The organism is Acinetobacter sp. BY419, assembly GCF_019038395.1.
Lineage (GTDB): Bacteria > Pseudomonadota > Gammaproteobacteria > Pseudomonadales > Moraxellaceae > Acinetobacter.
On sequence record NZ_JAGFXZ010000005.1, the window covers coordinates 40,841 to 67,384 of the forward strand.

At 46.1% G+C, this 26,544-nt stretch carries 24 protein-coding genes; 17 read left to right on the forward strand and 7 right to left on the reverse strand.

The window, feature by feature from the left end; translation table 11 throughout:
* Nucleotides 1-49: 49 nt before the first annotated feature.
* The 3 genes from serB (at nucleotide 50) to KUG37_RS03175 (ending at nucleotide 2,644) form a co-directional block, all read left to right on the forward strand.
* Nucleotides 50-1,270, forward strand: coding sequence for a phosphoserine phosphatase SerB (gene serB / locus KUG37_RS03165; RefSeq protein ID WP_216937614.1), 1,221 nt, complete (start codon nucleotides 50-52; stop codon nucleotides 1,268-1,270).
* 417 nt (nucleotides 1,271-1,687) lie between these two features.
* Entirely contained in the window at nucleotides 1,688-2,023 is a 336-nt protein-coding gene (gene aciT, locus KUG37_RS03170) for a ciprofloxacin tolerance protein AciT (protein WP_216937616.1), read from the forward strand.
* Between the two features lie 141 nt (nucleotides 2,024-2,164).
* On the forward strand, nucleotides 2,165-2,644 hold the full coding sequence (locus tag KUG37_RS03175; RefSeq protein ID WP_216937627.1) for an SCP2 sterol-binding domain-containing protein: 480 nt from the start codon (nucleotides 2,165-2,167) through the stop codon (nucleotides 2,642-2,644).
* A 100-nt stretch (nucleotides 2,645-2,744) separates the two neighbouring features.
* Here KUG37_RS03175 and dtd read toward each other — a convergent pair whose 3' ends face one another.
* Entirely contained in the window at nucleotides 2,745-3,185 is a 441-nt protein-coding gene (gene dtd / locus KUG37_RS03180) for a D-aminoacyl-tRNA deacylase (RefSeq protein ID WP_216937639.1), read from the reverse strand.
* A gap of 227 nt (nucleotides 3,186-3,412) precedes the next feature.
* Between dtd and KUG37_RS03185 the strand changes: the two genes are divergently transcribed.
* From KUG37_RS03185 to asd, 5 genes are all read left to right on the forward strand, one after another.
* Complete coding sequence (locus KUG37_RS03185; protein ID WP_216937642.1) at nucleotides 3,413-4,927, forward strand: catalase; 1,515 nt, start codon at nucleotides 3,413-3,415, stop codon at nucleotides 4,925-4,927.
* Between the two features lie 184 nt (nucleotides 4,928-5,111).
* Complete coding sequence (locus tag KUG37_RS03190) at nucleotides 5,112-5,642, forward strand: ankyrin repeat domain-containing protein (protein ID WP_216937645.1); 531 nt, start codon at nucleotides 5,112-5,114, stop codon at nucleotides 5,640-5,642.
* Nucleotides 5,643-5,760: 118 nt separating this feature from the next.
* Nucleotides 5,761-6,966, forward strand: a complete 1,206-nt coding sequence (pncB, locus tag KUG37_RS03195; RefSeq protein WP_216940151.1) for a nicotinate phosphoribosyltransferase — start codon at nucleotides 5,761-5,763, stop codon at nucleotides 6,964-6,966.
* Nucleotides 6,967-7,149: 183 nt separating this feature from the next.
* Nucleotides 7,150-7,998 (forward strand): sulfurtransferase, encoded by an 849-nt coding sequence (locus KUG37_RS03200; RefSeq protein ID WP_216940153.1) that lies wholly within the window; start codon nucleotides 7,150-7,152, stop codon nucleotides 7,996-7,998.
* The gene (asd, locus tag KUG37_RS03205; protein WP_216937661.1) at nucleotides 7,995-8,846 is read left to right on the forward strand and encodes an archaetidylserine decarboxylase; all 852 of its coding nucleotides are present in this window, start codon (nucleotides 7,995-7,997) and stop codon (nucleotides 8,844-8,846) included. Before KUG37_RS03200 ends, asd begins: the two co-directional genes overlap by 4 nt.
* Nucleotides 8,847-9,052: 206 nt before the next feature.
* Here the strand turns inward: asd and KUG37_RS03210 are convergent, their stop codons facing one another.
* Together KUG37_RS03210 and argS are read right to left on the reverse strand one after the other, a co-directional pair.
* Nucleotides 9,053-9,667 (reverse strand): SPOR domain-containing protein, encoded by a 615-nt coding sequence (locus tag KUG37_RS03210; RefSeq protein WP_216937663.1) that lies wholly within the window; start codon nucleotides 9,665-9,667, stop codon nucleotides 9,053-9,055.
* Nucleotides 9,668-9,952: 285 nt separating this feature from the next.
* Nucleotides 9,953-11,743, reverse strand: coding sequence for an arginine--tRNA ligase (argS, locus tag KUG37_RS03215; protein ID WP_216937665.1), 1,791 nt, complete (start codon nucleotides 11,741-11,743; stop codon nucleotides 9,953-9,955).
* 259 nt (nucleotides 11,744-12,002) lie between these two features.
* On the opposite strand from argS, the gene KUG37_RS03220 reads away from it, so the two are divergent.
* Nucleotides 12,003-12,290, forward strand: coding sequence for a DUF2798 domain-containing protein (locus KUG37_RS03220; protein ID WP_216940155.1), 288 nt, complete (start codon nucleotides 12,003-12,005; stop codon nucleotides 12,288-12,290).
* 83 nt (nucleotides 12,291-12,373) lie between these two features.
* Here KUG37_RS03220 and KUG37_RS03225 read toward each other — a convergent pair whose 3' ends face one another.
* From KUG37_RS03225 to KUG37_RS03235, 3 genes are read right to left on the reverse strand one after another with little or no spacing between them, the layout of a single operon-like run.
* Nucleotides 12,374-13,675: a DUF445 domain-containing protein gene (locus tag KUG37_RS03225; RefSeq protein ID WP_216940157.1), complete on the reverse strand. Its 1,302-nt coding sequence runs from the start codon at nucleotides 13,673-13,675 to the stop codon at nucleotides 12,374-12,376.
* 11 nt (nucleotides 13,676-13,686) lie between these two features.
* A complete protein-coding gene (locus tag KUG37_RS03230; protein ID WP_216937946.1) occupies nucleotides 13,687-14,238 on the reverse strand; it encodes a hypothetical protein in 552 nt (183 codons plus the stop codon).
* A 50-nt stretch (nucleotides 14,239-14,288) separates the two neighbouring features.
* Nucleotides 14,289-14,828 carry a DUF924 family protein gene (locus tag KUG37_RS03235; protein ID WP_216937948.1) on the reverse strand — a complete coding sequence of 180 codons (540 nt, stop codon included), beginning with the start codon at nucleotides 14,826-14,828 and terminating at the stop codon, nucleotides 14,289-14,291.
* 215 nt (nucleotides 14,829-15,043) lie between these two features.
* Between KUG37_RS03235 and gshA the strand changes: the two genes are divergently transcribed.
* Together gshA and KUG37_RS03245 are read left to right on the forward strand one after the other, a co-directional pair.
* Nucleotides 15,044-16,621 (forward strand): glutamate--cysteine ligase, encoded by a 1,578-nt coding sequence (gene gshA / locus KUG37_RS03240; protein ID WP_216937949.1) that lies wholly within the window; start codon nucleotides 15,044-15,046, stop codon nucleotides 16,619-16,621.
* 19 nt (nucleotides 16,622-16,640) lie between these two features.
* Entirely contained in the window at nucleotides 16,641-17,168 is a 528-nt protein-coding gene (locus KUG37_RS03245; protein WP_216937950.1) for a disulfide bond formation protein B, read from the forward strand.
* A 56-nt stretch (nucleotides 17,169-17,224) separates the two neighbouring features.
* On the opposite strand, the gene KUG37_RS03250 is transcribed toward KUG37_RS03245, so the two are convergent.
* On the reverse strand, nucleotides 17,225-18,556 hold the full coding sequence (locus tag KUG37_RS03250; protein WP_216937951.1) for a GPI inositol-deacylase: 1,332 nt from the start codon (nucleotides 18,554-18,556) through the stop codon (nucleotides 17,225-17,227).
* A gap of 246 nt (nucleotides 18,557-18,802) precedes the next feature.
* On the opposite strand from KUG37_RS03250, the gene KUG37_RS03255 reads away from it, so the two are divergent.
* The 6 genes from KUG37_RS03255 to urtD all read left to right on the forward strand — a co-directional run bounded on the left by KUG37_RS03255 (nucleotide 18,803) and on the right by urtD (nucleotide 26,536).
* On the forward strand, nucleotides 18,803-19,396 hold the full coding sequence (locus KUG37_RS03255) for a YqiA/YcfP family alpha/beta fold hydrolase (RefSeq protein WP_216937952.1): 594 nt from the start codon (nucleotides 18,803-18,805) through the stop codon (nucleotides 19,394-19,396).
* 1 nt (nucleotide 19,397) lies between these two features.
* Entirely contained in the window at nucleotides 19,398-21,278 is a 1,881-nt protein-coding gene (gene parE, locus KUG37_RS03260) for a DNA topoisomerase IV subunit B (RefSeq protein ID WP_216937953.1), read from the forward strand.
* A 357-nt stretch (nucleotides 21,279-21,635) separates the two neighbouring features.
* Entirely contained in the window at nucleotides 21,636-22,916 is a 1,281-nt protein-coding gene (gene urtA / locus KUG37_RS03265) for an urea ABC transporter substrate-binding protein (protein ID WP_216940158.1), read from the forward strand.
* Between the two features lie 92 nt (nucleotides 22,917-23,008).
* The gene (urtB, locus tag KUG37_RS03270; RefSeq protein WP_216940159.1) at nucleotides 23,009-24,643 is read left to right on the forward strand and encodes an urea ABC transporter permease subunit UrtB; all 1,635 of its coding nucleotides are present in this window, start codon (nucleotides 23,009-23,011) and stop codon (nucleotides 24,641-24,643) included.
* A gap of 4 nt (nucleotides 24,644-24,647) precedes the next feature.
* A complete protein-coding gene (urtC, locus tag KUG37_RS03275) occupies nucleotides 24,648-25,721 on the forward strand; it encodes an urea ABC transporter permease subunit UrtC (RefSeq protein WP_216940160.1) in 1,074 nt (357 codons plus the stop codon).
* A complete protein-coding gene (gene urtD / locus KUG37_RS03280; protein WP_216940161.1) occupies nucleotides 25,718-26,536 on the forward strand; it encodes an urea ABC transporter ATP-binding protein UrtD in 819 nt (272 codons plus the stop codon). Before urtC ends, urtD begins: the two co-directional genes overlap by 4 nt.
* Nucleotides 26,537-26,544 lie beyond the last annotated feature (8 nt).

Below are 26,544 nucleotides of genomic sequence, written 5' to 3' on the forward strand. Positions count from 1 at the left end.
TTTCGATTATGATTCTAACAATAGTTGTAGCTCAGACCCGAGTCAATTCATGCGAGAAATCATTCTTATATCATTCTTAGGACCTGACCAGCCTAATCAATTTACACGATTAATGCAGGTTTTGTCCGCCCATTCCCTACAGATTTTAGATGTAGGGCAAGCGGTAATTCATAATCAGTTAACCTTAGGTATTGTCGTAGCGTCTGAAGACCAGACAGCGACTGCATTAGCCATGAAGGAGATCCTGATTCTAGCACATGATATCGGGTTAACTGTGCGCTTTAAACCGATCTCTGCGACTGAATACGAGCAGTGGGTCAAAGAAGGTGGACGCACACGTTATATCGTAACGGCATTGGCTCCTGAATTAAATGCCTCTCATCTGCAAGCTGTAACCCAGATTGTTTCGGCTCAGGGTTTTAATATTGAAACCGTGACCCGTCTGTCTGGCCGTCCGGCCCTAGATGGTCACAGCAGCGGTCCGAAACGCGCCTGTGTGGAGTTCGGTTTAAAAGGACAGATGCTCGATGCAGCCGCAATGCGCGCTGCCTGTTTGCGTTTATCCACTGAACTTAATGTCGATGTCGCGGTGCAGGAAGACAATGCCTATCGCCGTAACCGCCGTCTGGTCTGCTTCGATATGGACTCCACCCTGATCGAGCAGGAAGTCATTGACGAGCTGGCGATTGAAGCGGGTGTAGGGAAACAGGTCGCAGAAATCACCGAACGTGCCATGCAGGGTGAGCTGGACTTCCAGCAAAGTTTCCGTGCTCGTGTGGCCTTGCTCAAAGGTATGGATGCATCGGTACTCCCAAAAATTGCCGAGCGCCTTACCATTACCGAGGGTGCTGAACGTCTAATTTCAACTTTAAAAGCATTGGGTTACCGTACCGCAATTCTTTCTGGCGGTTTTCAGTACTTTGCCGAATATTTGCAAAGTAAACTAGATATCGATGAAGTGCATGCCAATGCGCTTGATGTTCAGGATGGTGTGGTGACGGGTGAAGTCAAAGGTCATATTGTCGATGGTGCGCGTAAAGCCTTCTTGCTTGGTGAAATTGCCCAGGAGATGGGAATTTCGCTGGAACAGACCATTGCAGTCGGTGATGGCGCCAATGATTTGCCAATGCTGTCCATTGCAGGACTCGGTGTGGCTTTCCGTGCCAAGCCTCTGGTTCGTCAAAATGCCAATCAGGCGATTTCCAGTGTCGGTCTGGACGGCGTGCTGTATCTGCTCGGCGTACATGATAAAGACCTAAACCGTGCATAAGTACAGGCTTTGATTGATTTTAAACGTGACCTCAGGGTCGCGTTTTTTTATTGTTTATGGCATGGATTAGAAAAGAGGCAGCCACGATCTGACTACAAAAACATCGATCATCTTAAACGGAAAAATAATTTTTTAACTCAAAAAAAGCACTGATAATTTTGTAATGACACGCCAACATTGACGCAGTCATTGATCCACAAAAATGTGAAAAGCAAAAAATGTAATGACAATATAATATCGCGACAAAGTATGTCGTTAGGCTGAATGACAGGACTTTTTTTATGCAAAAAACTCAGCATAATGCAGGCATAGAGATACAAATCAACAGATTCCATTTTATTGATTTAGCGAAATTCAATAGGTAGAAACCTTGCAGGATCAAGCGGGAAGCTATCTATCTTGGATGGAGGGGTTTATATGGTAACAGCGAATTTAGCAACGATCGTGGGTTTCAGTTTAGTCGCTGCAGCTGTCATTGCTGTGTTCTTCTCGCCTTATCGTCGCTGGTTGAGCTTTATGGCGGCCGGGATGCTGGTATGGGGCCTGATCGAGGTGATTCGTGTAGGAACTCAAGCCTGGTTTGAGCTTCCAATGACATATAGTTACCTGAGCGCGCTAACGGCAGTCATGATAGTTGTGACTTTCCTGTTATTGCGTGAAGATCGTCGTGCTGAGCGTGCTCTGGCAAAACGCCGTTGCATCGAACATACGCCAGTCTATGAAGACGACCAGCAGCAGCTTTCAAGCCGTTAAGTTTACAAGTTTTAATCAAAAAAATGCACCTAAGGGTGCATTTTTCAGTTTGGAAATATGATACAAACTGCTTAATCCACCTAGCCCAGAACTATGCTAGGATATTTGTCAATTTTCGTACAATTAGAATAGGCATCCTCCATGAAACTGTCATCCATTCCCGTGTTAAAACTTCCTCTTATTGATATGAGTACCGATCCGCTGGACTTACTGGTTGCAGGTTTAGCTTTACGTATGAAGCAGTTGGCACGTACCAGCCCGAAATTCATTGAACTGGTACATGGGCGTCAGTTCCGTATCCAGATTGGTACAGATGAAGGTATGGCCCGTCAGATTATTGTAGATAATGGTCATATTGATACGGTTTCGGGTGATGCTGAAAAAGCCGATTTTGTTTTGCAGTTTGCTGACAGTGAGCAGGGTGTGAAGACCTTGATTAAAGGTGACCCGACGGCATTTATGACCGGTATGCAAAGTGGCACCATCAAAATGGAAGGTGATTTTGGTCTGCTGGTCTGGTTTAACCAGGTGGCGAAGATGATTCCACCAAAACTGCCAAAACCAGTCAAAGAAAAAATTAAAATGGCCCGTCAGTTTATTAAAGAAAAGACGGGTAAATAAAATCTGATTGCTTTCTTCTCCTCCTTGAAAAAAGAGGAGTCAGGAAAGGATTAAAAAAAGCCCTCATTGGAGGGCTTTTTTGATGGAGCGAATAACCTTGTTATTCAACTTCTAAATTAAACGTCACCGGGCCGTCATTAACCAGATGGACTTTCATGTCGGCTGCAAAAATACCGGTTTGCACATGTTCAAACTGGCTCTGGGCATATTCTACCAGCTGCTCATATAGGACTTTGGCCTCGGCAGGCGGCATGGCCGGACCGAAGTCGGGACGTAAGCCTTTTTGGGTTTGTGCCATCAGGGTAAACTGCGAAACCAGCAGTAAACCGCCTCCGGCCTGACTGACATTCCAGCCCATCTTGCCCTGTTCGTCGTCAAAGAAGCGGTATTTCAATATCTTATCAATCAGCTTTTTGCCTTTTTCCAGATTGTCGTCCTTGCCCAGACCCAGAAAAACCAGAATTCCTTTACCAATTTCTCCAGTGGTTTCACCGTCGACTACGACTTTAGCTTCTAAGACTCTTTGTAATAAGGCACGCATTTTACATATTGACTGATAACGATAGATGGACGTGATTGTAGCAAGAATAAAATTTTAAGCAGGAAGGGTTGCAGGTTTTATAAGCTTTAAATATTTAAAAATCAATTGATCAATTTTTGTAAATTCATTAAAACGATTGAATTAATGAAAATAATCTGTTTTATCTATTTATTCTGTTGGCGTATCTTAGCTCGTGCAGGAAAGGTAATAAATTGAGAGATTTAGAAATGTTTAAGCGTTCATTACTGGTTGCAATGCTTGCAACTGTCACAGCCGCACAAGCTGCTCCTCTAACCAAAGATAATGGCGCGCCAGTCGGTGATAACCAGAACTCAATCACTGCGGGTCCAAATGGTTCGGTATTGCTTCAGGACGTTCAGCTGGTTCAAAAATTACAACGTTTTGGTCGTGAGCGCATTCCTGAGCGTGTGGTCCATGCGCGTGGTACAGGAGCATATGGTGAATTCGTAGCAACCAAGGATCTGTCGGATCTTACCCTTGCTTCATTGTTCAAAGCGGGTACTAAAACTCCAGTTTTCCTGCGTTTCTCTACCGTGATTCATGGTAAAGGTTCACCGGAAACGCTACGTGACCCGCACGGTTTTGCGTTGAAGTTCTATACCCAAGAAGGGAACTGGGACCTGGTCGGTAACCAGACACCGGTATTCTTCATCCGTGATGCGATCAAATTCCCCGACTTTATTCATGCAATGAAGCCAAGCCCGGTGACCAACGTGCAAGATGCCAACCGTGTGTTTGACTTCCTGTCGAGCCAGCCATGGGCAACCAACATGCTGACTTATGTATACGGCAAACAAGGTGTGCCAACCAGCTATCGTGAACAGGACGGTTTCGGTGTACATGCTTACAAGCTGTATAACGACAAAGGCGAATACAAGTATGTGAAATTCAACTTCCGCTCATTACAGGGCGTGAAAGGCTTGAACGTGAAACAGGCGGCTGAGCAGCAGGCTAAAGATTTCAATCACCTGACCAATGATCTTTATAACAACATCTATGCAGGCAACTTCCCGAAATGGGATCTTTATATTCAGGTGCTTGATCCTAAAGACCTAGGCAAGTTTGATTTCGATCCGCTAGATCCAACCAAAATCTGGCCAACGGATCTGATGCCAGAAACCAAAGTCGGTACCTTGACCCTGAACCGTATGCCGAAGAACTTCTTCAATGAGACTGAACAGGCGGCGTTTGCACCAGGTAATCTGGTTCCGGGCATCGAGCCATCAGAAGACCGTCTATTACAAGGGCGTATCTTCTCTTACTCAGATACGCAAATGTACCGTCTGGGTGCCAATCACCAGCAAATTCCGGTAAACCGTCCAGTGGTTGCGGTAAATAACAACAACCAGGAAGGTTATATGAACGTGTCTGAGCGTGACTCGGATGTGAACTATGAGCCAAGCCGCAAGGAGCCAAAAGCTGCAACTGAAAAAGCGCGTGCAGTACAAACACCATTATCTGGTCATGTACAGCAAATTGGTGTGAAAGAGCAGAACTTTAAGCAGGCAGGTGAGCTATACCGTTCATACACAGCCAAAGAAAAAGATGACCTGATCATGAACCTGGCTGCCGACTTAGGTGCAGTAAAAGATTCAGAAACCAAGCACATCATGTTGTCTTATTTCTACAAGGCAGATGCTGACTACGGTACACGCATGACCAAAGCCGTGAATGGCAACATCGCGACGGTCAAAGCCAAAGCAGCACAGTTAACAGACTGATTTCGGTTGGTCAATCAGGATTGGTGACTAGGGTTTAAGAATTCACCTCCGCAAAGTCCTGTAGAATTCCAAACCTTTCCTGCACCCTAGGGGGAGTTCTACAGGCAACTTGTTTCTTTCAATTCAAAATACATTTCAAGATTCAACCTTATTGAAATGACTTCGATTTCTACTGGAGTTCATCATGAAAGTTATGTCATCTATCTGTTTAGCCAGTATTCTCGCGATAGGTTCCGTATTTGCAAACGTGACTGCCGCGAAGGAGATCTCCCCCGCTAAAACTGTGGACAATGTTCAGATGAACTCACAGCAGGAATTGATTGCGCTGTTCTTTGCAGCAGCGAAGACGGGCAATGAAGAGGTCATTAATGAATTCTTAAAGCATGGTTTTCCGGCCGATGTACGAAATAGCGACGGTTATACCCCTTTAATGATGGCAACGTATTATGGTCATCAAGCGATTGTCACCAGTTTGCTTAAACATGGTGCAGACCGCTGCGCACGAGATCACCGCGGCAATACTGCCTTGATGGGTGCCTTGTTTAAAATGGAATTTGCGATTGCCAAGCAGTTGCGTCAGGTGGACTGTGATGCCCAGGCCCAAAAAACCGGGCAAAAGACCACAGCCGAATTTGCCAAGGTGATTGGCCAGGAAAAACAGCTGCAGAAACTGATTCAGGAGCAGGAAAAAGCTCGGGTCAAAACCCAGAAATAAACCGGATTATACTCCTGATACTTTTGTCGCAATCCAGCCGGCTGTACGTAAATCCTGCAATATTACATGACTTTTTATGCTTTAATGCAAAGATAAGCACAGCGATATTCCCTTAGTTATGGCCCCAATTATCCATTCTCTGTTAGATACTGACTTGTACAAATTCACCATGTTACAAGTGGTCTTACACCAGTTTCCGCAAACGCATAGTGTCTACCATTTCCGGTGTCGTAATCTGGAAGATACAGTCTATCCACTGACGGATATTCTGGATGATCTCAATCATCAACTGGACCTGCTGTGTCAGCTCAAGTTCAAAGAAGATGAACTGCAATATTTAAGAAGTTTACGTTTTATCAAAAGTGATTTTGTGGATTATCTGGAACTGTTCCAGCTTAAACGCCGCTTTATCAAAGCCGGAATTGACAGTCAAGGCCGTCTGGATATTGTGGTGGAAGGCCCGATGGTACAGGCCATGATGTTTGAAATTTTTGTTCTGTCGATCGTGAATGAACTGTATTTTAGTCGCATCCGCACCCTTGAAGTGCTGGCAGAAGGCGAGCGCCGTTTAAAAGCCAAAATCGAGCTGCTAAAACAGTATGATGCAGCCCAGAATCCAAATGATCCACCATTTTTAGTGTCGGATTTTGGTACGCGTCGCCGTTATAGTTTTGAATGGCAAAAGCATGTCGTTGAAGAATTTCACAAAGCCGCACCGCATGTATTCCGTGGCACCAGCAATGTACTGCTAGCCAAAGAGTTAGGGCTGACCCCGATTGGCACCATGGCACATGAATTCCTGCAAGCCTTTCAGGCGCTGGATGTGCGCTTGCGTAATTTCCAGAAATACGCCCTGGAAACCTGGGTACAGGAATACCGGGGTGACCTGGGTATTGCCCTGACCGATGTGGTCGGTATGGATGCTTTCCTGCGCGACTTTGACCTGTACTTTGCCAAACTGTTTGATGGCTTGCGTCATGACAGTGGCGATCCCTATGCATGGGGTGACAAAGCCTATGCACATTATAAAAAGCTGAAAATCGACAGCAAAACCAAGATGCTGACCTTCAGTGATGGGCTGGATCTGGAAAAAGCCTGGAAACTGCATCAATACTTTAAAGACCGCTTTCAGGTCAGTTTCGGGATTGGCACCAACCTGACCAATGATATGGGGCAAACCCCATTAAATATTGTGTTGAAACTGGTAGAGTGTAACCGGCAGTCGGTAGCAAAAATCTCGGATAGTCCCGGCAAAACCATGACCGATAACGATACTTTCCTTGCCTATCTGCGTCAGGTCTTTGAAATCCCTGAACCGGCCTAAGCCAATTTTAAAAAACCGTCATTTTTAAGAACCGTTTCTATGCAGAGGCGGTTTTTTATGTAAGACGCTTTTAGACCAGGGTTTAGCTCAAATCCTGCTAATCATCTGCAAAGAAAGCGCATAAGTGTAAAAACGAGCTGTGCTAAGATCAACAGGATTTATCCAATAATAGCCATGATAACGATGACCGCTGCAGCTTTTAATTTTGGCCTGCTGATTGAGGCAGAAGATTTAGTTCCCTATTTGGGCCATGAAAAACTTCGTATTGTCGATCTGAGTCGTGCCTCTGTGTATGAGCAGTTGCATATTCCACATGCCTTGCATCTGCGGCCTAAACTGCTGGTACGCCAGGATGAATACAGAATGGGATTATTGCCTGACGCAGAAGGTTTGCAGGCCCTCATTGATTATCTGAATATTTCGCCTGGGCATCATGTGGTGGCCTACGATGATGAAGGCGGCGCATGGGCAGGGCGTTTGCTCTGGAATCTGCATTGTCTGGGTTTTGAAAATACCAGTTTACTCAATGGCGGCATTCACGCCTGGCTGGGTGCCGGTTTGCCCACCTCTTCCGATCAGGAAATATTTAGCCCGGTGAGTCATTTAGTTCCTGTAAATCTCGAGCAAAAAGCAGAGTCTCAGATTGAATATGATGAATTACGCCAGCTCATTGAAAATGAAGAAGTTCAACTGTGGGATTGCCGCACTGAAGATGAATATACCGGACTTCGTCTGGCAGCGCGCCGCGGCGGTCATATTCCGGGAGCACGTCATTTTGAATGGAGTACTGCCCTTAATCGCGAAAATCATTTAAAATTACAGCCTTTACCACGTACTCAGCAGCGTCTGGAACAACTGGGCTTTGATTTGAATCAACCCGTTGTGGTGTACTGCCAGTCCCATCACCGCTCAGGTTTGGCCTATATTCTAGGTCGTTTACTGGGCTGGAAAATTCGAGCCTATGATGGTGCGTGGAGTGAATGGGGCAACCGCCTCGATAGTCCAATCGCTACAGGGGAGCTGCCATCTTGAGCATCACGTCACGTTTAAAACAACAGTTTTTTATTAAAGCTCAACGATTAGTACCGCAACATCGCTTGTCTCGTGTGGTGGGGAAAATTGCCGCCAGCGAAAACCCAATTATCAAAACGGCTGTGATTACTGCCTTTAAGGCCCAGTACGGCATTGATATGTCGATTGCTGAACAGGCTAATGCCCTGAAATTCAAATCGTTTAATGAATTTTTTACCCGTGCCCTGAAAGAAGGGATTCGTGCGGTTGATCCAGATGCCAGCAGCATTGTTTCTCCTGCAGACGGCGCGATTTCCCAGCTGGGTAAAATTGAAAATGGTGATGTGTTTCAGGCCAAAGGCCAGAAATTTACCGTTGAAGCCCTGATTGCCGATCCGCAGTTAGCCGAGCCATTCAAAAATGGTGAATTCGCTACCGTATATTTATCGCCGCGGGATTACCACCGGGTACATATGCCATTTGCCGGCACCCTGACTGAAACGCTGTATGTTCCGGGTGAGCTGTTCTCGGTTAATCAGGTCACTGCAGAAAACATTCCGGGCCTGTTTGCCCGTAATGAACGTATGGTCTGCCTGTTTGATACTGAAATCGGCCGTATGGCAGTCGTATTGGTCGGTGCAATGATTGTGGCCGGTATTGAAACCGTAGCCACCGGCAAAGTGAAACCTTCAGGCCGGATCGAGTTAAACCAGCATGATCTGTTCCTGGAAAAAGGGGCTGAACTGGGTCGTTTCTACCTCGGTTCAACTGCAGTGATTTTATTTGAAGAAAACAAAATGCAGTGGGATGCCGCATTCAAGGCTAATTCTTTAGTGAATATGGGGGAAGCATTAGGACATACGTTGTAATGCCATTCTTCCTCCCTTTGGGAGGAGTCTAGGTGGAGGGGCTTTTAAAATAACCTCTTCCTCACCCTCTCCTAAAAGGAGAGGGAGCTTCTCCTTTTCCAAAATGGATTTAATTTTAGCTAATCCCTCCTAACTCCCTTTTAAAAAGGAAGGAGTTAAAGGTATAAAAAAAGCGCCATCAGGCGCTTTTTTTTTGTTTCTACAATTTATCGTTTTACGACGATTGAATCGATCCCGCTATTTTGCAAGGTTTGCTGCGCCATAATCGCGGCTTCTGCAGAATCGTAAGGGCCTGAAACCACGCGATACCAGACTTTACCATTTTCTACACTGCGGACCACATCGGCAGATAAGCCATTTAGAATAATTTCGGCACGGCGGGCATCGGCCTGATCCGGATCATCAAAACTGCGGACTTGCAGAATATAGCTGGCCGGAGCGGCAACAGGAGCTTCGCTGGCTTCTAAACCAGGCTCAGCAGATACTGCAGGTTCAGTCACTTCAGGTCGAGGCGCTTCTACAATCACTACCGTATCCTGAGTTTTATTTTCAGGTACGGCCTGTTCAGGAATAGGCGTTACCTGTTGCTGCGGCAACAGATCATAAAAACGGTAATCTTTATTACTATCTTCTTCCTGGACAGATTCAGCACTCGTTTGAGATTTTGGTTTAACCGGTTCCCATGGCTTCCAGAGCATCAGCGCCATCAAAAAACTTAACACGATTAAAATGATCACGAGTGTGCCGAGCCAGGTTGGAATAAGTGGCTTTTTAGGCTTATTCGGTCTTTCAGATACACCGCGCTGCGTTTTTCCAAACACTTGGGATTTTCCTCTTATTGATCGGGGACATATAGAAAAGGCGTAACAGCAGTTATGCCTCTACTATCATTTCATCCTATGTGATCAGGATATAAAAGTCATCCTCTAGATCACAAATCACACAGAATTTTAATTTATCTTCATCTTCAAATACATAGACCAAATGGAAAGATTTTTGCTTACATGCCCACTTCGAGCAGAGCTCTCGCCTTGCGAGCATGCAAAACAATCTATACATGCTTACTCAAGCACAGCTCCGTCTTGCGTCAATGTAAAAGCAGTGCTTTACATGGACTCAGGTGCTGATACGCCAAGCAGTTCCAGACCGTTGCGCAGAACTTGGCGAACATTCACAGATAACAGTAAACGTGCCTGAGTCAATTCAGCATCATCACCCAGAACTTTATTGTCGTTGTACCAGCCGTGGAACAATGCTGCCAGCTCTTTCAGGTAGTTACCGATTTGATGCGGTTCATAGCTGTTTGCTGCACGAACCAGAATCTCTGGATAGGCAGCCAGCTTGGCCAGAATTTCAGTTTCAGCATCAAGCTCCAGCTTGGCAGCCAAATTACGTGCCGCTGTAGCATCAAAGTTCACGCCTGTAGAGGCTGCTTTTTCTAACATACGGCAGATACGTGCATGTGCATACTGGATGTAATACACCGCATTGTCCTTGCTTTGTGACACAGCAAGGTCCAGGTCAAAGTCAATGTGCTGTTCAGACTTACGCATCACATAGTAGAAACGTGCAGCATCGTTCCCCACTTCTTTACGCAAATCACGCAGTGTCACAAACTGGCCTGAACGGGATGACATTTGTACCATCTCACCGCCACGCCATAAGCTCACGAACTGAACCAGAAGAACAGTCAATTTTTTCGAGTCATAGCCCAGTGCATCAATCGCTGCTTTTACACGTGCGATATAACCATGGTGATCTGAACCCCAGATATCAATGATATCGGTATAGCCACGTTGTAGCTTGTTCAGGTGGTAAGCGATATCTGATGCGAAGTACGTGGTCTGGCCATTACGGCGTTTCACTACACGGTCTTTTTCATCACCAAATTCAGTCGACTTGAACCAGATGTTGCCATCCAGTTCATACAGGAAACCACGCTGATCCAGAGTCTGTAAGGCTTCTTCAATTTTGTCTGTCAATGATTCTTCGCTGAACCATTGATTGAAAGTTACACCAAATTCACCCAGGTCATCTTTAATATCATCCAGAATTGCTTTAAGCGCTGCCTGCAAGAAGACACGGTAGCCTGTACCGATGAGCTTTTGTGAATTAAAGATCAAACCATCAATATGTTTTTCTTTGTCGCCAGACAGCACTACTTTGTTGCCGTCTGCATCCAGTTCAGCTGCAAACTGCACATCTTCAGGCACGTCTTTATAGACCTCAGCCACAGGACGCACATAGGCATCGCCATCCTGATCAATAATGCTTTGCGCGATTTCTTTTACGTAGTCACCTTGGTAAGCATTTTTCGGGAATACCAGTTCCTGACCAGTTAACTCTAAATAACGCAGGTAGGTTGAAGTTGCCAGAATATCCATTTGACGGCCGGCATCGTTGACATAGTATTCGCGATCTACTTTGGCACCCGTTGCTTCAAGCAAGTTTGCAACGGTCATGCCATATGCGGCACCGCGACCATGACCCACGTGCAGGCTAGAGGTCGGATTGGCAGATACGAATTCCACCTGAATGCGTTTTCCCGCATTGACTTGCGTACGACCATAAGCATCTTTTTGTGCCTGGATTTGATCGAGTACAGTAAAGCGCTGGTCTGCATTTAAAAAGAAGTTAATAAAACCAGGACCGGCAATTTCTGCCTTGCTGATATCCGCCACTTCAGGAAGAGCAGCAAGAATTTTTTCTGCTAAATCACGTGGCTTCATACCCGCAGCTTTCGACGCGATCATGGCAATATTCGACGCAAAGTCACCATGGCTTCGGTCTTTGGTACGCGTCAAACTACTTGTGTTGTTCCAGTCAGATGGGAGTACGTTTTGTGCCTGTAAAGTTTGCACTGCATGATCGAGAGCTGCTTGTATTGCCGTATTCATAATCAGTCGAAAATAGATATCGCAGAAAAACAGCAAATATAGCAAATTTCATGCTCTTTAGGTAAAAGCATTTCTAGAGAATAAAAACTGTACGATCAACAGTCGGGAGTTTTTTATTAAATAAATATAAAATAACAGGATAAATCTCATGAAAATGAAATCAGTTTCAGACAGAACAATACGAATGAAAAAATCAGTCATTCAAACCGGAAGATTTGGCTTATATTAGTTGTCTGAAGAACAATCAAAAAGAGTCCGTATGGCTTCACCACAACGTCCCACTATTATCGGCACTATTCCTAAACTTCCTGCAAAATGGGCATTGATTATTGTGCCTTTTATCCTGTCTTGCCTGATGAGTGGCATTATTTCCATGATCAATATGCTGCGTACTCTCGGCTGGATTGATGGATTTATCGCACTCTGGTTTCATAACTGGATGATTTCCTGGGCGATTGCCTTTCCGATTGTGGTGACCTTATTGCCTTTTGTACGCAGATTTACCGGGCTACTGGTCGATATGTCCGGACCTCAGCCACCGAAGTAAATCACGTTGGGCAATAGCCTGATCCAGGTTCAATGGCCTTGCCCTAGTGATCTAGATGATGGCCCGGGTCAGATTTTTACTGTCTAAATCAGATGCTCCACCGCCGCCCGGATAACCCCCAGAACCAGACCGATACAGGCACCGACCACAACACCATTGACCCGGATCATATGCAGGTCGCCACCGACTTCGTTTTCAATCTTGTTGATCATCTCGGTTGAGTCCCATTCGTGAATCCGCTCGCTGATAAAACGGATTACTTTTTCACTGTACTGGTCACTCAGATCGACTGCGATACCGCTAAGACGGTTATTCAATAGCTCACGTACCGAGGCATTCGAGATGATATTTTCCCCGACCTGCTGAATGGCAATTCTGAGATTTTCCGCAATGCCAGAATCAGGTTTTTGCAAGTCAGCCTTGATCGCATCACATAAGATCACCACGGCACCACTGATAAAATTCAGCACTTGTGGACTATCCAGTAAGGCATCTTTGGTTTCATTGAGACGCTGGCTGGCTTCACTATCGTTATCTGCCAGTTGTAACATCCAGTCATGCCCGATTGCCTCAATTTTAAGACGCCACGGATGATCCGGATCGGCCAGCATGGCTTCAACCCGTTGAATGACAGAATCAATACTGCGTTGCTGAACATTAATCCCGATCCAGCTGGCACCTTTGGCCAGTTTCCAGACGCCCATTTCCTTAAACAGGGTCCGGGTCAGCTCCCGGGTTTCTTCGGGGTGTGAAGTCATCCATGCATGGGCGACATCCAGCCCACGTTGCAGTACATCTTGATGGAAATCATTGTCCAGTACCGCACGTAGCATTTCACTGGCCAGGGTATTGATCTGGGTGTTCTTGACCCATTGCACACTGTTATTCTGAATAAATCCGGCAATCTGTTCCTGTCCGACAAATTCAAAGATTTTAGGAACTGTCTGCTGAATGACCTGAGTCACCTGAACATTATTTTGCGGATTGGCCAGCCAGCGTCCTGCGGCCAGACTCAGGTCGGTACTGTCCAGACTGCGTTGCACAATTTGCGGAGAAAGAAAGTTTTCCTGCACAAAACGGCCCATTGACTCTGCAATGCGGGCCTTGTTACGTGGAATAATTTCGGTGTGGTCACGTAAAAATTTGGGAATTGGCAGTCTGCCAAAAGGGTTACGAAACAGTACTGTAATCGCATACCAGTCTGCCAGACCGCCGACCACACCCGCTTCTGCCGAGAGCATCAGGATCTGAAGCAGCCAGACATATTCAGGCAGCAGTTTGGCTGCAGCCATCAGGACTAACCAGGTCAGTACCGCGGCCACCAGGGCGATGGTCGCGAAACGTTTACTGCGCTGTAGGCTCGGGGAGATACTCTCTGTCTGCATGGATCATCCTGTCAAGAGGGATTGGCTGGTTGCGGTTGCAGTACCGCGCCCGATGGACTCAAACCATATTTAGCCCCAAGTGACTGTAAAATCAAGCGTGCATCAAAGGCCTCTTGAGGTGCCTGATTGGCTTTGAAGCATTCAATAGTATAGGCCACCTGGGCAGGATCGAGGGTAACGGTATAAGGACGATCATAGAAGGGATCAGGCCAGAATCCCGGATAACCGCGGTAATAGCCAAACGGATAGTAGCTCGGTGCCGGGTAGACAATGGCCTGACGCGGCGGTTGCAGAGTCCGGTTACTTGGATCATTCAGCACCTTGAAGAACTGAAAGCCGTTTTGTACGGTAGTCTGTGCAGCTTTGACCAGGGTAATTTCTTCAGCTGTGCCAAAGCTCATGTTGGGACGGGCCTGAAAGCTGATACGGAAGGTGTTGCTGTTGAGGGGAGTGGTAGTGTATTGACCTAACTGGTCAAATGTTAAAGGCTTGGACGGTGTTGTTGCACAGCCGGTCAGGCTGATGGCAGCAATAACACTCAATCCCAGTAGTATAGTTTTCATGTTCGATCTCCTGATGCAATGATCCGGTCCAGACAGCCTGTTAAAAAATCTTAAAAACGGCTATCGGGCTGGGTCAGGAAAGTAAGTTCTTCATTGGTCGATTCACGACCCAAGATTTGATTCCGGTGTGGGTAGCGTCCAAAGCGGTCAATAATGACCTTGTGCTTTTTCTCGAATTCAAGATTGGTCGGATTACCCAGACGCTGGAACAGTTTTAAGGCGAATTCATGAATCAGTTTGGATTCGCTGTGCATAAATGGCATATAGAGAAAGGTACGCTGTTCCGGACTAAGCTGTTGATCCAGGTTCAGGCTGATGGCTTCCTGAGCCAGGGCCAGTGCCAGACTGTCTTGGGCAAAAGCCTGAGGAGAATCACGGAATAGATTTCGTGAAAATTGATCCAGAACAATAATTTCAGCCAGACGGCCTTCTGCGGTTTTACGCCAGGCCCAGAGTTCAGCTTGGGTTGCCTGCTGATGAATGCTCATGAACTGCTGTGCAATACTTTGGTCGAATTCATGACTCTGGCTAAACCATAAGGGTTGGCTGTCCGCATGAAACCAGAAGTCTAAAATATCTTGATAATTCATAATATTTACAATTCATTAGCATCTATTTGTTAATAAAATCACAAATTATCCATGTCTTATAGAGGAAGTTTGTGTTAAATATTTGCCAAATTAAAAATCAAAGGTTTGCCTGAAAACTAGGCAGCCTGTCATGTGCCGGCATGAAATCACGTTATACTGATTAAACTGATGATTTTAATTTATTTAATAGTTTAGCCCCCTTAAGCGAGATTGTAATGAGTCAACCTGAATCGACTTCCCCAAATGTGTTACTGACCTGGGTCGAGTCGTCACTCATCAAAGGCATGCTGCGTGGTATCGAGCGTGAAAGTTTACGCATGCAAAGTGATGGATTCCTGTCGCAGGCAGCGCATCCTCGTGCCTTGGGTTCAGCCTTGACTCATCCACATATCACGACGGACTATTCTGAAGCGTTGATGGAGTTCATTACTCCACCGCAGGATACGATCAAAAAAGCGCTGGACTATCTCGGTGATATTCATGCGATTGTGCACCGTCATCTGGAAAATGATGAAAAGCTCTGGCCCTTGTCGATGCCGTGTATGCTGGACAGCCGTGATGACAGCATTCCGCTGGCACAATATGGCAGCTCGAATATCGGTTTATTTAAGACCTTATACCGTCGTGGTTTAGGGGTGCGTTATGGTCGCCGCATGCAGACGATTTCAGGCGTGCATTATAATTTGTCTTTTCCGGATCACCTGTTCGAGGCATTACAACAGCAGGAACAGGATGACGCGCTCAAAGCATTAAGCTTGCAGGATTACCGCAGCCATCGCTATATGGGACTGATCCGTAACTTTATTCGTCTCACCCCGCTGGTCATGTTCCTGATCGGGGCCAGTCCGGCGGTCTGCCAGTGCTTTATGACTGGCCGTGATCATTTCTTGCTGCCATTGGTCAAAGGCACGCTGTATTCCCCATATGCGACTGCGCTGCGTATGGGACGTTTTGGTTATCAGAACTCGGCGCAGAAACAGCTCGGTATTCACTACAATAATTTGCAGGACTATCTGGCCGGACTGCAAAAAGCCGTCAAAACACCATATGAACCGTTTAGCCGTCTGGGACTAGACGATGCAAATGGCCAGCCGATCCAGATCAATGATCATGTGCTGCAACTCGAGAATGAATATTATAGTCTGGTACGTCCGAAACAGGTACCGCAAGCGGGCGAAACACCGTCCCAAGCACTGGAAAATCGTGGGATTGCCTATATCGAGTTGCGTGCAGTCGATGTTAATCCTTATAGCCCGATTGGCATTAATGAAGATACCGCCGGCTTCCTTGAAGTTCTAGCTCTGTACTGTTTATTGCAAGACAGTCCGGCACTACTCAGTGATGAACAGGATATCATTGAGCAGAATCAGACCGAGGTTGTGAATCGTGGCCGTGCACCGAATGCGGCAATCATGGAAAATGGTCAGTCTTTTCCGATTGAAGACTGGTGTGCCATGCATGTGCAGCGCATGCATCCCTTGGCCCAGCTGTTAGATTCAGCCTATGACACTACCCTGTATACCGATGCTTTAAAAACCATGATGATCCGGGTCGATGAAGTCGATACCACCTTGTCTGCCTTGATGGTCGGGGATACGCGTGAACAGGGTGGTATGTGGCATTTTGGCCAACATCTGGCGCAGCAGCACAGCAGTGTCTATGAAGAGCATCAGCTCAGTCCCGAAACACTGGCTTATTTTGAAGAAATGTCACAAAAGTCATTGCAGCAGCAACAGCAACTCGAGCAAGATAGCAGCGTCAGTTTTGCTGATTATTTAGCCCAATATCGATAAAAAAATAAGAGGATTCACCATGCAATGGGGTTATCGCTTCGTGAGTGGGGTGCTGTTTTTGGCTGCTGTCATCGGCATGGCATTTGCCTTATATCTTGAGCATGTACAAGGTCTGGCACCTTGTCCGCTCTGTGTGTTTCAACGTGTCGGATTAATCGGACTGGGAATTATCTCCCTGATTGCATGCTTACATAATCCTGCATCCAATTTCATGAAGCGGTTCTATGCCTTGCTGGGTTCACTCAGTATTTTATGGTCTGTGGGTGTGGCTGCGCGGCATGTCTGGTTGCAGAACCTGCCACCGGATCAGGTACCGAGCTGTGGTCCCGGTCTGGAATACTGGCTGGAAACCTTGCCAATGCAATCTGTGTTACAGCAGGTGCTGAATGGTTCCGGGGAATGTGCCACGATTGACTGGACCTTCTTGGGCCAATCCTTGCCTGTCTGGTCTCTGATCTTCTTCAGTATTTTATTAGTGGTCAGTCTATGGCAACTGCTGCGTAAATATAAAACCGCACCAGTGAAACGACTTAGAGACAAATACTAATTCATTAGGTCATCAAAAAAGCCCTCCATTGAGGGCTTTTTTGATTTTGCTTGAGTTTAGGTCAGGGCAATGCCTTCCAGACTATCCAGATCCATTACGTATTCATGAATCTGGTCAAAGGCTTCATCTTCTACACTTGGATAGAACCAGCGCGCCACCTGCTCGGCCACCAGCGGATGATATTGAATTTCGAAATGGTTCAGGCCGTAGAAAATAGCCTTGTGTGCATCGGGGACTTTGAGCTGGAAACGCGGATTGGGATGTTCGCCCAAAGCGCTTTTAATACTGACCAGATAATCTCCAATCATGTGCAGGGTCTTGTTCTTGCGGTGTTCAAACTCGATGGTGCCGGCGACCAGATAGGTATCGATATGAGACGGAATGGGTGCGGGTTTACGGTGATCGTCTATAAAGCCGATTCGAAGCGGATTATGCTCCCAGTCATCATCGCGCACGCTGCCATGGCGCAAATCCAGAATACCGTTACTGCGGATATTAACCAGATGGCCAATCAGCCGAATCAGCGGGAAATGTCCAAGTTTGTCCTGCAGGCTAAAGCCAAAACGCTCGAGTACCGCACCATGATGCGGTGAACCCAGACAGACCAGATTTTCCACCATGTTGACCCAGCGATAGACATTCTGCTTGCCATAAAATAGCGCACTACGCGATACCAGCCCGCCCATGCTATGTCCGATCAGGTCAATACTGGTAATTCTCGGATTGCGAATGACCAGATCTTCTAAGGTATGCGCCAGGCTGCGACCATTGGCAGAAATCCGGCGTCCGGTATTGTAGTTTAGATACAACATGGTATTGCGATCGCGCTGCGCCAGTAATTTTTCGCCAATCCCTTCATATCTGCGATTTGACCAGTCTAAATGGTTCATGCATAAACCATGTACAAACAGGGTAATACGGCCGCTCAGCTCCCCTTTTTGCAGCGATCCATAATGGTCATAGATCACCATGGGCAGGGCTAGAGGATTTTGATATTTCAGCAGATTATCCCCGATAATACCATTTAAGACACTGACCAGAAAATGTAAGTAAGGCGTCAGTGGTTTATTATGCAGTTTTGGAAATCGTTCAATAATCTGGCGCAAAGCGGGTGCAATCAGGGTATTACCATAATGAAACAGCATGTCATAAGACATTTGATAGAGCCGCACAATCGAAGGAATATTCTGAATTTTCTGTGAATTATTTTCACTTAAACCAAAAATACTCATTAAAATTTCGCGCTGAATACTCTTGATCAGCTCCTGGATCACATCGTTAAAGCGCATGGTTATCAGCAGCGCCAGGCCTTCCAGTACATCGGCCTGACTCGGCGGGGTTCGGTCCCATCGACAATAGGTTTCATGTAACGGTGTCAAACTTGGCATCTGATCCTGTCCTTTCAATAAGCCGCATGGTGTGCCATCTTTCTTTTTAAAGAACTTCGCGGTATAAATTCTTTTTCTTGTTGAGTTTCCAGATTTTGAGAGCCTCAGCTTAAAATAACGAGAATTACAGTAGACTTCAGGCTTTATTGTCAGACAATTTAAGTAATTAACAGGTCTTATAAAGTAGTGTACTTCACATTTTTTAAATTCAATTTTGATGATTGATGGGTTTTTTGTTGGTAGTTCATGAATATCATTTATTTGCATGGGTTTAAGAGTAATGCGGACTCAATCAAGGGGAAACTGCTGCAGCACTACTGTGCAAAGTCTCCTGAGATTCGGGTACATTTACCGGATTTAAACATGTCACCGAATGATGCCATTGCATATGTGTCGGGTCTGATTGAATCGATGCAGGAGGTGGCGTTGCTGGGCAGTAGTCTGGGAGGATTCTATGCGACACATCTGGTCGCACAGCATAGTGTGCCTGCTGTACTGATTAATCCGGCAATGCGACCATGGCAACTGTTTCGTGAACTGTTTGACGAGCAACTGCCCTATCAGGTTCATCCGAACTGGTGTCTGGATGAAGCAGATCTGGCACAACTGCAACAATTGGCCCTGCCTGTTGCACAAGATGCAGACAAAATTCTGGTTCTGCTGCAACAAGGTGATGAAGTTTTGGATTATCGTGAAGCACATCGTTATTATAGTGCTGCGCATCCCCCTGCAATGCTGATGACTGAAGCGCATGGCAGTCACGGGATGGATGATTTTGCGGAGAAAATTCCGTTCGTCTTACAGTTTTTATTGGACTGCATAAAAAAGGAAACCGAATAACGTGTCTCAATATACGGCTCAATCTCTTGAAGTTTTATCTGGTCTGGATCCGGTACGTCGTCGTCCGGGCATGTATACCGATACTTCTCGTCCCAACCATTTGGCACAGGAAGTGATTGATAATGCTGTCGATGAGGCACTGGCAGGGCATGCCAATAAAATTACCGTCACGGTCTATAAGGACGGTTCTTTATCAGTGGAAGACAATGGTCGTGGTATGCCGGTGGATATTCACCCTGAATACGGCCAGAGCGGTATTGAAATTATCATGACCAAACTGCATGCCGGCGGTAAGTTCAGCACCGATAACTACCAGTTTTCAGGTGGTTTGCATGGCGTCGGGATTTCGGTGGTGAATGCGCTTTCGACCCGTGTAGAGGTTGAAGTCCAGCGTCAGGGCAATCTGTATAAAATGGCCTTTGAAAAGGGCGAACCGGTTGCACCGCTTGAAGTGCTGGCCGGTAAGGCGCCGAAACGGGTATCTGGGACCACAGTTCATTTTTGGCCAGAAGCCAAATATTTTGATTCACCCAAATTTGCCTTGAAGGCACTCAAACATAATTTAAAAGCCAAAGCTGTTTTGGCAGCGGGCTTACAGATCAATTATGTTGACCAGATCAATGATGAAAAGATCACCTGGCAGTTTGAAAATGGTCTGGTCGACTATCTGATGGACGAGCTGGAAGACCGTGAAATTATTCCTGCACCAGCTTTTGTCGCAATAGGCGATGCGGAACGTGCCAGCGCTGAATTTGCCATTTGCTGGAACGTTGAAGGCGGTGAAAGCGTTCAGGAATCTTATGTGAACCTGATTCCTACCGCACAGGGCGGCACCCATGTGAATGGTCTGCGTTCAGGTGTCACCGATGCCATGCGCGAATTCTGTGAACTGCGTAACTTATTGCCGCGTAATATGAAACTCTCTGCCGAAGATGTCTGGGACGGGGTGAACTATATCCTGTCGCTGAAACTTCAGGAGCCGCAGTTCTCCGGCCAGACCAAAGAACGTCTGTCGAGCCGTGAAGCATCCGGCATTGTACAAAACATCGCCAAAGATGCCTTTGCATTATGGCTGAACCAGAATTCAGACATCGCCATGCAACTGGCTGAAATGGCAATTTCCAAAGCCGGCCGCCGTTTAAAAGCAGCGAAAAAAGTTGAACGTAAAAAGATTGTGGCGGGTCCAACCTTGCCGGGTAAATTATCCGATTGCGTAGGACATGATCTCGATCAGTCAGAACTGTTTATTGTGGAAGGAGATTCTGCCGGCGGTTCGGCTAAGCAGGCGCGTGACAAGAACTTCCAGGCGATCATGCCGATTCGCGGTAAGATTTTAAATACCTGGGAAGTGTCTTCTGACGAAGTTTTGGCATCTCAGGAAGTGCACAACATCGCGATTGCCATTGGTGTCGATCCGGGTTCGGATGACCTGTCTGAACTGCGTTATGGCAAGGTCTGTATTCTGGCCGATGCCGACTCAGATGGTTTGCACATCGCGACCTTGCTGTGTGCCTTATTTGTAAAACATTTCCAGACCTTGGTGGAAGAAGGGCATCTGTATGTGGCCATGCCGCCATTATTCCGCATAGATGACGGCAAAGATGTCCATTACGCACTGGATGAAGATGAGCTAAATGGCATTCTGAAAAAATGCAAAACCAAGAATCCGCAAATTACCCGATTTAAAGGTTTGGGTGAGATGAACGCCAGTCAGCTCCGTGAAACCACGCTTGACCCAAATACGCGCCGTTTAGTGCAATTGGACTTGGATGATATGCAATTTACTTCGGGCTTACTGGATAAATTGCTGGCGAAAAAACGTGCCAGTGACCGTAAAGACTGGTTAGAGCAAAAAGGTAATCTGGCAGATCTGGTGGTTTAAATCCGATCAATCCACTTCTAAAAAATCCCGCGCTTGCGGGATTTTTTGTTTTAAAATAGTGCATTTTTTACTCAATATGCTGCACTTTATTTGTACATTGTCTTCTATCTTACTTTTGTCATGTGTTTATTGGCCTTTGTGCAACCTATTTAAGATTGAGCTTGGATTCTGCATTTGAATAGAACTCTCAGTCCTTTTAGTAGTGCTAAATTCATGATTCATAATACAAATAATCAGATCATTTTTAGCGATTTTTTTATTTTTTCAAGCCTTGGCACAGAAATTGAATCACTCCCTCCAGATGTACCACAAGACCAGCATGAAAAATGCACCATTATAAAGTTTGGAGAAAATCTGATGTTCCAACGCAATTTATTTTCAAAAAGTATTTTAGCCGTAACCATGGCAGGGGCTGTTGCATTAACGGGGTGTTCAAAATCGGCTGAAAAAGCAGAAGCCCCGGCCGCAGAAAGCAAAGTTGCTGGCAGCGGCGACACGATTAAAGTCGGGATTCTGCATTCTCTTTCAGGCACGATGGCAATTTCTGAGACTTCGCTGAAAGACACTGCCTTAATGGCCATTAAAGAAATCAATGACAATGGTGGTGTACTAGGTAAAAAACTGGAACCTGTAGTGGTGGATCCTGCATCCGACTGGCCACTCTTTGCAGAACAAGCACGTCAGCTTATTACTCAAGACAAAGTCGCGGTGATTTTTGGTGCATGGACATCGGTATCGCGTAAATCTGTGTTGCCAGTGGTTGAAGAGTTAAATGGCTTATTGTTCTACCCAGTCCAGTACGAAGGACAAGAGCAATCGAAAAACATTTTCTATACGGGTGCTGCACCAAACCAGCAAGCCATTCCTGCTGTGGAATACTTGATGAGCGAAGAAGGGGGCAAGGCTGAACGCTTTGTCTTACTGGGAACAGACTATGTGTATCCTCGTACGACCAACCAGATTTTACGTGCTTTCTTAAAGTCCAAAGGTGTGGCGGATGCCGACATCATGGAAGAGTACACTCCATTTGGTCACAGCAACTATCAAACCATTGTTGGCAACGTGAAAAAATTTGCAGCAGGTAAAAAGACTGCGGTGATTTCGACCATCAATGGCGACTCCAACGTGCCGTTTTATCGTGAACTGGGTAACCAGGGCATAAAAGCCTCGGATATTCCGGTGATGGCATTCTCGGTGGGCGAAGAAGAATTGCGTGGTATTGATACCAAGCCATTGGTCGGCCATTTGGCTTCTTGGAACTACTTCATGTCGGTGAAGAATCCAGTCAATACTGAATTTACCAAAAAGATGAAGCAATATGCGGTTGAATTTAAATTACCGAATGTAGATAAGCTGGTAACCAATGATCCGATGGAAGCGACCTATGTCGGCATCAATATGTGGAAGCAAGCCGTTGAAAAAGCGGGCTCTACAGAGGTTGACAAAGTCCGTGAAGCCATGGCAGGTCAGGAATTCAAAGCACCATCGGGCTATGCCTTGAAAATGGATGCAACGAATCACCACTTACATAAACCGGTCATGATTGGTCAGATTCGGGGGGATGGACAGTTTGATGTGGTCTATAAGACAGCACAAGCCATCCAGGCACAGCCATGGAGCACTTATATCCCCAAATAAAAACGACATATAGCCTGCTGTATCAGCAGCAGGTTTCTTTTGATTTTTTCCTTTTTTATGGATGAAATTCCAATTTAATAGGGGTGAATATAATGAATATTCGCGTGAATATCGCCGCTATTTTTCTGGTATTTGCACAGGTCGTTTGTGTGCAAGTGGTATCAGCAGAACAAGCCTCAAATAGCATTACCTTGACTGCGGCCACACAGCAACAAGATGCAATCCAGCAATTTGTGCAAGGTGATTTTGCCCAGCGCCGTGTTTTACTCAATCAATGGCCGGGCAGTATTGAACAGCTAGATCAGCTTGCAGAATATGTTGAAAACGAGCAGCTTTATAGCGGTTCCAATGGTCAGACCTACATTTTAGAATCGGACGAAAAATTACTCAGCTACCCGAGTCTAGACATCGTGACTGACTGGCCCGGTGACCTATCCCAAGTCACCTTAGTCAATACCTTGCGTAAAGCACTCAACTTTGGTTTGGCACAAAGAAAGCTCAAATCTGAAGATGCTTCTGAGCGTCTAGAAGCGATTGATATTTATGAAAGCAACTTGTCCGAGCTGAATATTGCGCATATCAATGCACTGTATTTAAACGAACAAAACAACAAATTCAAAGATCGTTTGGCTCAGCTCAAAGCCCGTCTGGATTATCAGAACCCTGATGTCCTAGTCAAAATTCAAGCCGCAAAAACCTTGCAAGATTCGAATCGTCCCGATGTGTTGGCAATGGTGGAAAATGAGCTAAGCCAGCCGAATTTACATCCTGAATTAAAAGCAGCTTTAGTCGAAGCTAAAAGTGATATTAAAACCCGTATTCAAGCCAGTGAATGGGCAGGACATTTATTTTCTGGTCTCAGTACCGCGAGTATTTTACTGCTTGCAGCACTAGGTTTAGCGATTACCTATGGTTTGCTTGGTGTCATCAATATGGCTCATGGCGAGCTGATTATGATCGGTGCCTACACTACTTATGTGGTGCAAAGCCTGTTTAAAAGCTATTTGGGCAGTTATGTCGACTGGTACCTGATTGCCGCGATTCCTGCTGCATTTGTGGTCAGTGCGCTGATTGGTATGTTGATTGAACGCACGGTAATTCGTCCGCTATATGGTCGCCAATTGGAAACCTTGCTTGCCACTTTTGGGGTCAGTCTCATTCTGATGCAACTGGTACGGATGACTTTTGGTGCACAAAATGTTGAGGTATCGAACATTTCATGGCTGTCAGGCGGAATTTCTATCACGCCCAGCTTAATGCTGCCCTATAACCGCATTACCATTATTGTTTTTACCATCGCAGTGCTTCTATTACTGGTTTATCTGCTTAATAAAACCCGTTTTGGTCTGTTCGTGCGTGCGGTCACGCAAAACCGTCAAATGGCACGTGCAGTCGGCATTCGTTCAAGTCGTATTGACATGATGGCCTTTGGTCTCGGTTCAGGTTTGGCGGGACTTGCCGGCTGTGCCCTGGCACAAGTCGGTAACGTTGGCCCAGATTTAGGTCAAAACTACATTATTGATGCCTTCCTCGTGGTGGTGGTTGGTGGCGTCGGTCAAGTCTGGGGCGCAGTGCTGGCAGCACTCGGTCTGGGTATTAGCGGTACAGCACTCGAAATCGGGATTGGTGCGGTACTGGCAAAAATTGTTCTCTTGGTGCTTGTGATTTTGTTTATTCAAAAACGTCCACAAGGTTTGTTTGCCATCAAAGGCCGTTTTGTGGAGTAAACAGATGAAAATGACACATTTACTCTCGGATAAACCGTATAGCGGTGTGGCGATTGCTGTGTGCTTTGCCATTCTATTGATTTTACCGTGGTTACATTTATTGCCGAGTGATTCCGCTTTTTATTTGTCTGCTTATTGGGTGACCCTGATTGGCAAAATTATGTGTCTGGCTCTGGTGGCTTTAGCCTTGGATCTGGTCTGGGGATATGCCGGGATTTTAAGTCTGGGGCATGGTTTGTACTTTGCCCTCGGTGGTTATGCTTTTGGGATGTACCTGATGCGTCAGTCGGCAGGGGATGGCATTCCAGACTTTATGCGTTTCTTAAGCTGGACTGAAGTGCCCTGGTTCTGGGTCGGTACAGAATATTTCCTCTGGTCGCTGGCACTCGTAGTGCTCGTGCCGGGCATTATTGCCTTTATTTTTGGTTTCTTTGCTTTCCGCTCGAAAATCAAAGGCGTGTATTTCTCGATTATTACCCAAGCCATGACTTTTGCCGCTGCATTACTTTTCTTCCGTAATGAAACCGGCTTTGGTGGCAACAACGGCTTTACCGGTTTTAAAACCATTTTAGGCATGGACATTACCTCGGCATCGATGCGTGCCAGCCTGTGCTTTATCACCGCACTGGTTCTGCTGCTCTGTTTTGTTGGTTTACGTCATCTGATGAATAAACCCTATGGCCGTGTACTCGGTGCGATTCGTGACAGTGAAAACCGTCTGCAATACTTGGGCTACCGCACCTTGTGGTACAAGCTCTCGGCATGGGTGCTTTCTGCGGTGATCGCCGGGATTGCAGGGGCGTTGTATGTGCCGCAAGCCGGCATTATTAACCCAAGTGAAATGAACCCGGTGAACTCCATTGAAATGGCGGTGTGGGTAGCAGCAGGTGGTCGTGGCACGCTGATTGGTCCATTGATTGGGGCAGGTTTAATTAATGGTGTAAAAACCTATTTCACTTCGGCTTATCCTGAAGCATGGCTGTTGATTTTAGGGGCGTTATTTATTGTGGTGACCCTCTTCCTGCCAAAAGGCGTGATTGGTCTGTTTGACCGTTTTAAAAAGGAGCGTAGCGAATGAGCGAATTAGTTCAACCTCATGGCGGTCATGCTTCTGATGGCTATGGTCGCCCGAAAGAGCTGGGTGCAGATTTCAGCCACGGTATTGCGCTGTATCTGGAAAAAGTCAGTGTCTGGTTTGATGCCTTTCGTGCCCTAAATGATTTGTCGCTCTACATTGAAGAAGGTGAATTGCGCTGCATCATCGGGCCGAACGGGGCAGGGAAAACCACGCTGATGGACGTGATTACCGGCAAAACCCGACCAACCGAAGGTAGCGCTTTTTTTGGGCAAAACTATGATTTGTCGAAAATGAGCACCGAAGAAATTGCCGAAGCTGGCATCGGACGTAAATTTCAAAAACCAACAGTGTTTGAAAATTTCACCGTGATGGAAAATCTGCTGCTGGCTGCACCCAAAGACAAGCGGGTGAAAAAGAGTTTTTTTAGCAAGCTCGATCCTGATGCACAAAATGCTTTAGATGAGTCCTTAACGCAAATTCGTCTGCAAGAATTTATTAATAAACCTGCTGGATTGCTATCGCATGGTCAAAAGCAATGGCTTGAGATTGGCATGCTGCTTATGCAACGTCCCAAGCTGATTTTACTTGATGAACCTGTAGCAGGCATGACCGATGCCGAAACCGAACGCACGGCGGAACTGTGTTTAGAACTCAAGAAAAACCATACCTTGATTGTGGTGGAGCATGACATGAGTTTTATCGACACCATCAGTGAAAAAGTCACGGTGCTGGCGCAAGGGGCGATTTTGGCAGAAGGCACATTGGCTGAGGTTCAAGCCAATGAAGATGTCATTGAAAAGTATTTAGGACGTTAAGGAGACCA

Excerpts from the sequence above, each read along its gene's own strand:
- serB (WP_216937614.1), top strand. The coding sequence starts at position 50 with ATGCGAGAAATCATTCTTATATCATTCTTAGGACCTGACCAGCCTAAT.
- aciT (WP_216937616.1), top strand. The coding sequence starts at position 1,688 with ATGGTAACAGCGAATTTAGCAACGATCGTGGGTTTCAGTTTAGTCGCT.
- KUG37_RS03175 (WP_216937627.1), top strand. The coding sequence starts at position 2,165 with ATGAAACTGTCATCCATTCCCGTGTTAAAACTTCCTCTTATTGATATG.
- dtd (WP_216937639.1), bottom strand. The coding sequence starts at position 3,185 with ATGCGTGCCTTATTACAAAGAGTCTTAGAAGCTAAAGTCGTAGTCGAC.
- KUG37_RS03185 (WP_216937642.1), top strand. The coding sequence starts at position 3,413 with ATGTTTAAGCGTTCATTACTGGTTGCAATGCTTGCAACTGTCACAGCC.
- KUG37_RS03190 (WP_216937645.1), top strand. The coding sequence starts at position 5,112 with ATGAAAGTTATGTCATCTATCTGTTTAGCCAGTATTCTCGCGATAGGT.
- pncB (WP_216940151.1), top strand. The coding sequence starts at position 5,761 with ATGGCCCCAATTATCCATTCTCTGTTAGATACTGACTTGTACAAATTC.
- KUG37_RS03200 (WP_216940153.1), top strand. The coding sequence starts at position 7,150 with ATGACCGCTGCAGCTTTTAATTTTGGCCTGCTGATTGAGGCAGAAGAT.
- argS (WP_216937665.1), bottom strand. The coding sequence starts at position 11,743 with ATGAATACGGCAATACAAGCAGCTCTCGATCATGCAGTGCAAACTTTA.
- KUG37_RS03220 (WP_216940155.1), top strand. The coding sequence starts at position 12,003 with ATGGCTTCACCACAACGTCCCACTATTATCGGCACTATTCCTAAACTT.
- KUG37_RS03225 (WP_216940157.1), bottom strand. The coding sequence starts at position 13,675 with ATGCAGACAGAGAGTATCTCCCCGAGCCTACAGCGCAGTAAACGTTTC.
- KUG37_RS03230 (WP_216937946.1), bottom strand. The coding sequence starts at position 14,238 with ATGAAAACTATACTACTGGGATTGAGTGTTATTGCTGCCATCAGCCTG.
- KUG37_RS03235 (WP_216937948.1), bottom strand. The coding sequence starts at position 14,828 with ATGAATTATCAAGATATTTTAGACTTCTGGTTTCATGCGGACAGCCAA.
- gshA (WP_216937949.1), top strand. The coding sequence starts at position 15,044 with ATGAGTCAACCTGAATCGACTTCCCCAAATGTGTTACTGACCTGGGTC.
- KUG37_RS03245 (WP_216937950.1), top strand. The coding sequence starts at position 16,641 with ATGCAATGGGGTTATCGCTTCGTGAGTGGGGTGCTGTTTTTGGCTGCT.
- KUG37_RS03250 (WP_216937951.1), bottom strand. The coding sequence starts at position 18,556 with ATGCCAAGTTTGACACCGTTACATGAAACCTATTGTCGATGGGACCGA.
- KUG37_RS03255 (WP_216937952.1), top strand. The coding sequence starts at position 18,803 with ATGAATATCATTTATTTGCATGGGTTTAAGAGTAATGCGGACTCAATC.
- urtA (WP_216940158.1), top strand. The coding sequence starts at position 21,636 with ATGTTCCAACGCAATTTATTTTCAAAAAGTATTTTAGCCGTAACCATG.
- urtB (WP_216940159.1), top strand. The coding sequence starts at position 23,009 with ATGAATATTCGCGTGAATATCGCCGCTATTTTTCTGGTATTTGCACAG.
- urtC (WP_216940160.1), top strand. The coding sequence starts at position 24,648 with ATGAAAATGACACATTTACTCTCGGATAAACCGTATAGCGGTGTGGCG.
- urtD (WP_216940161.1), top strand. The coding sequence starts at position 25,718 with ATGAGCGAATTAGTTCAACCTCATGGCGGTCATGCTTCTGATGGCTAT.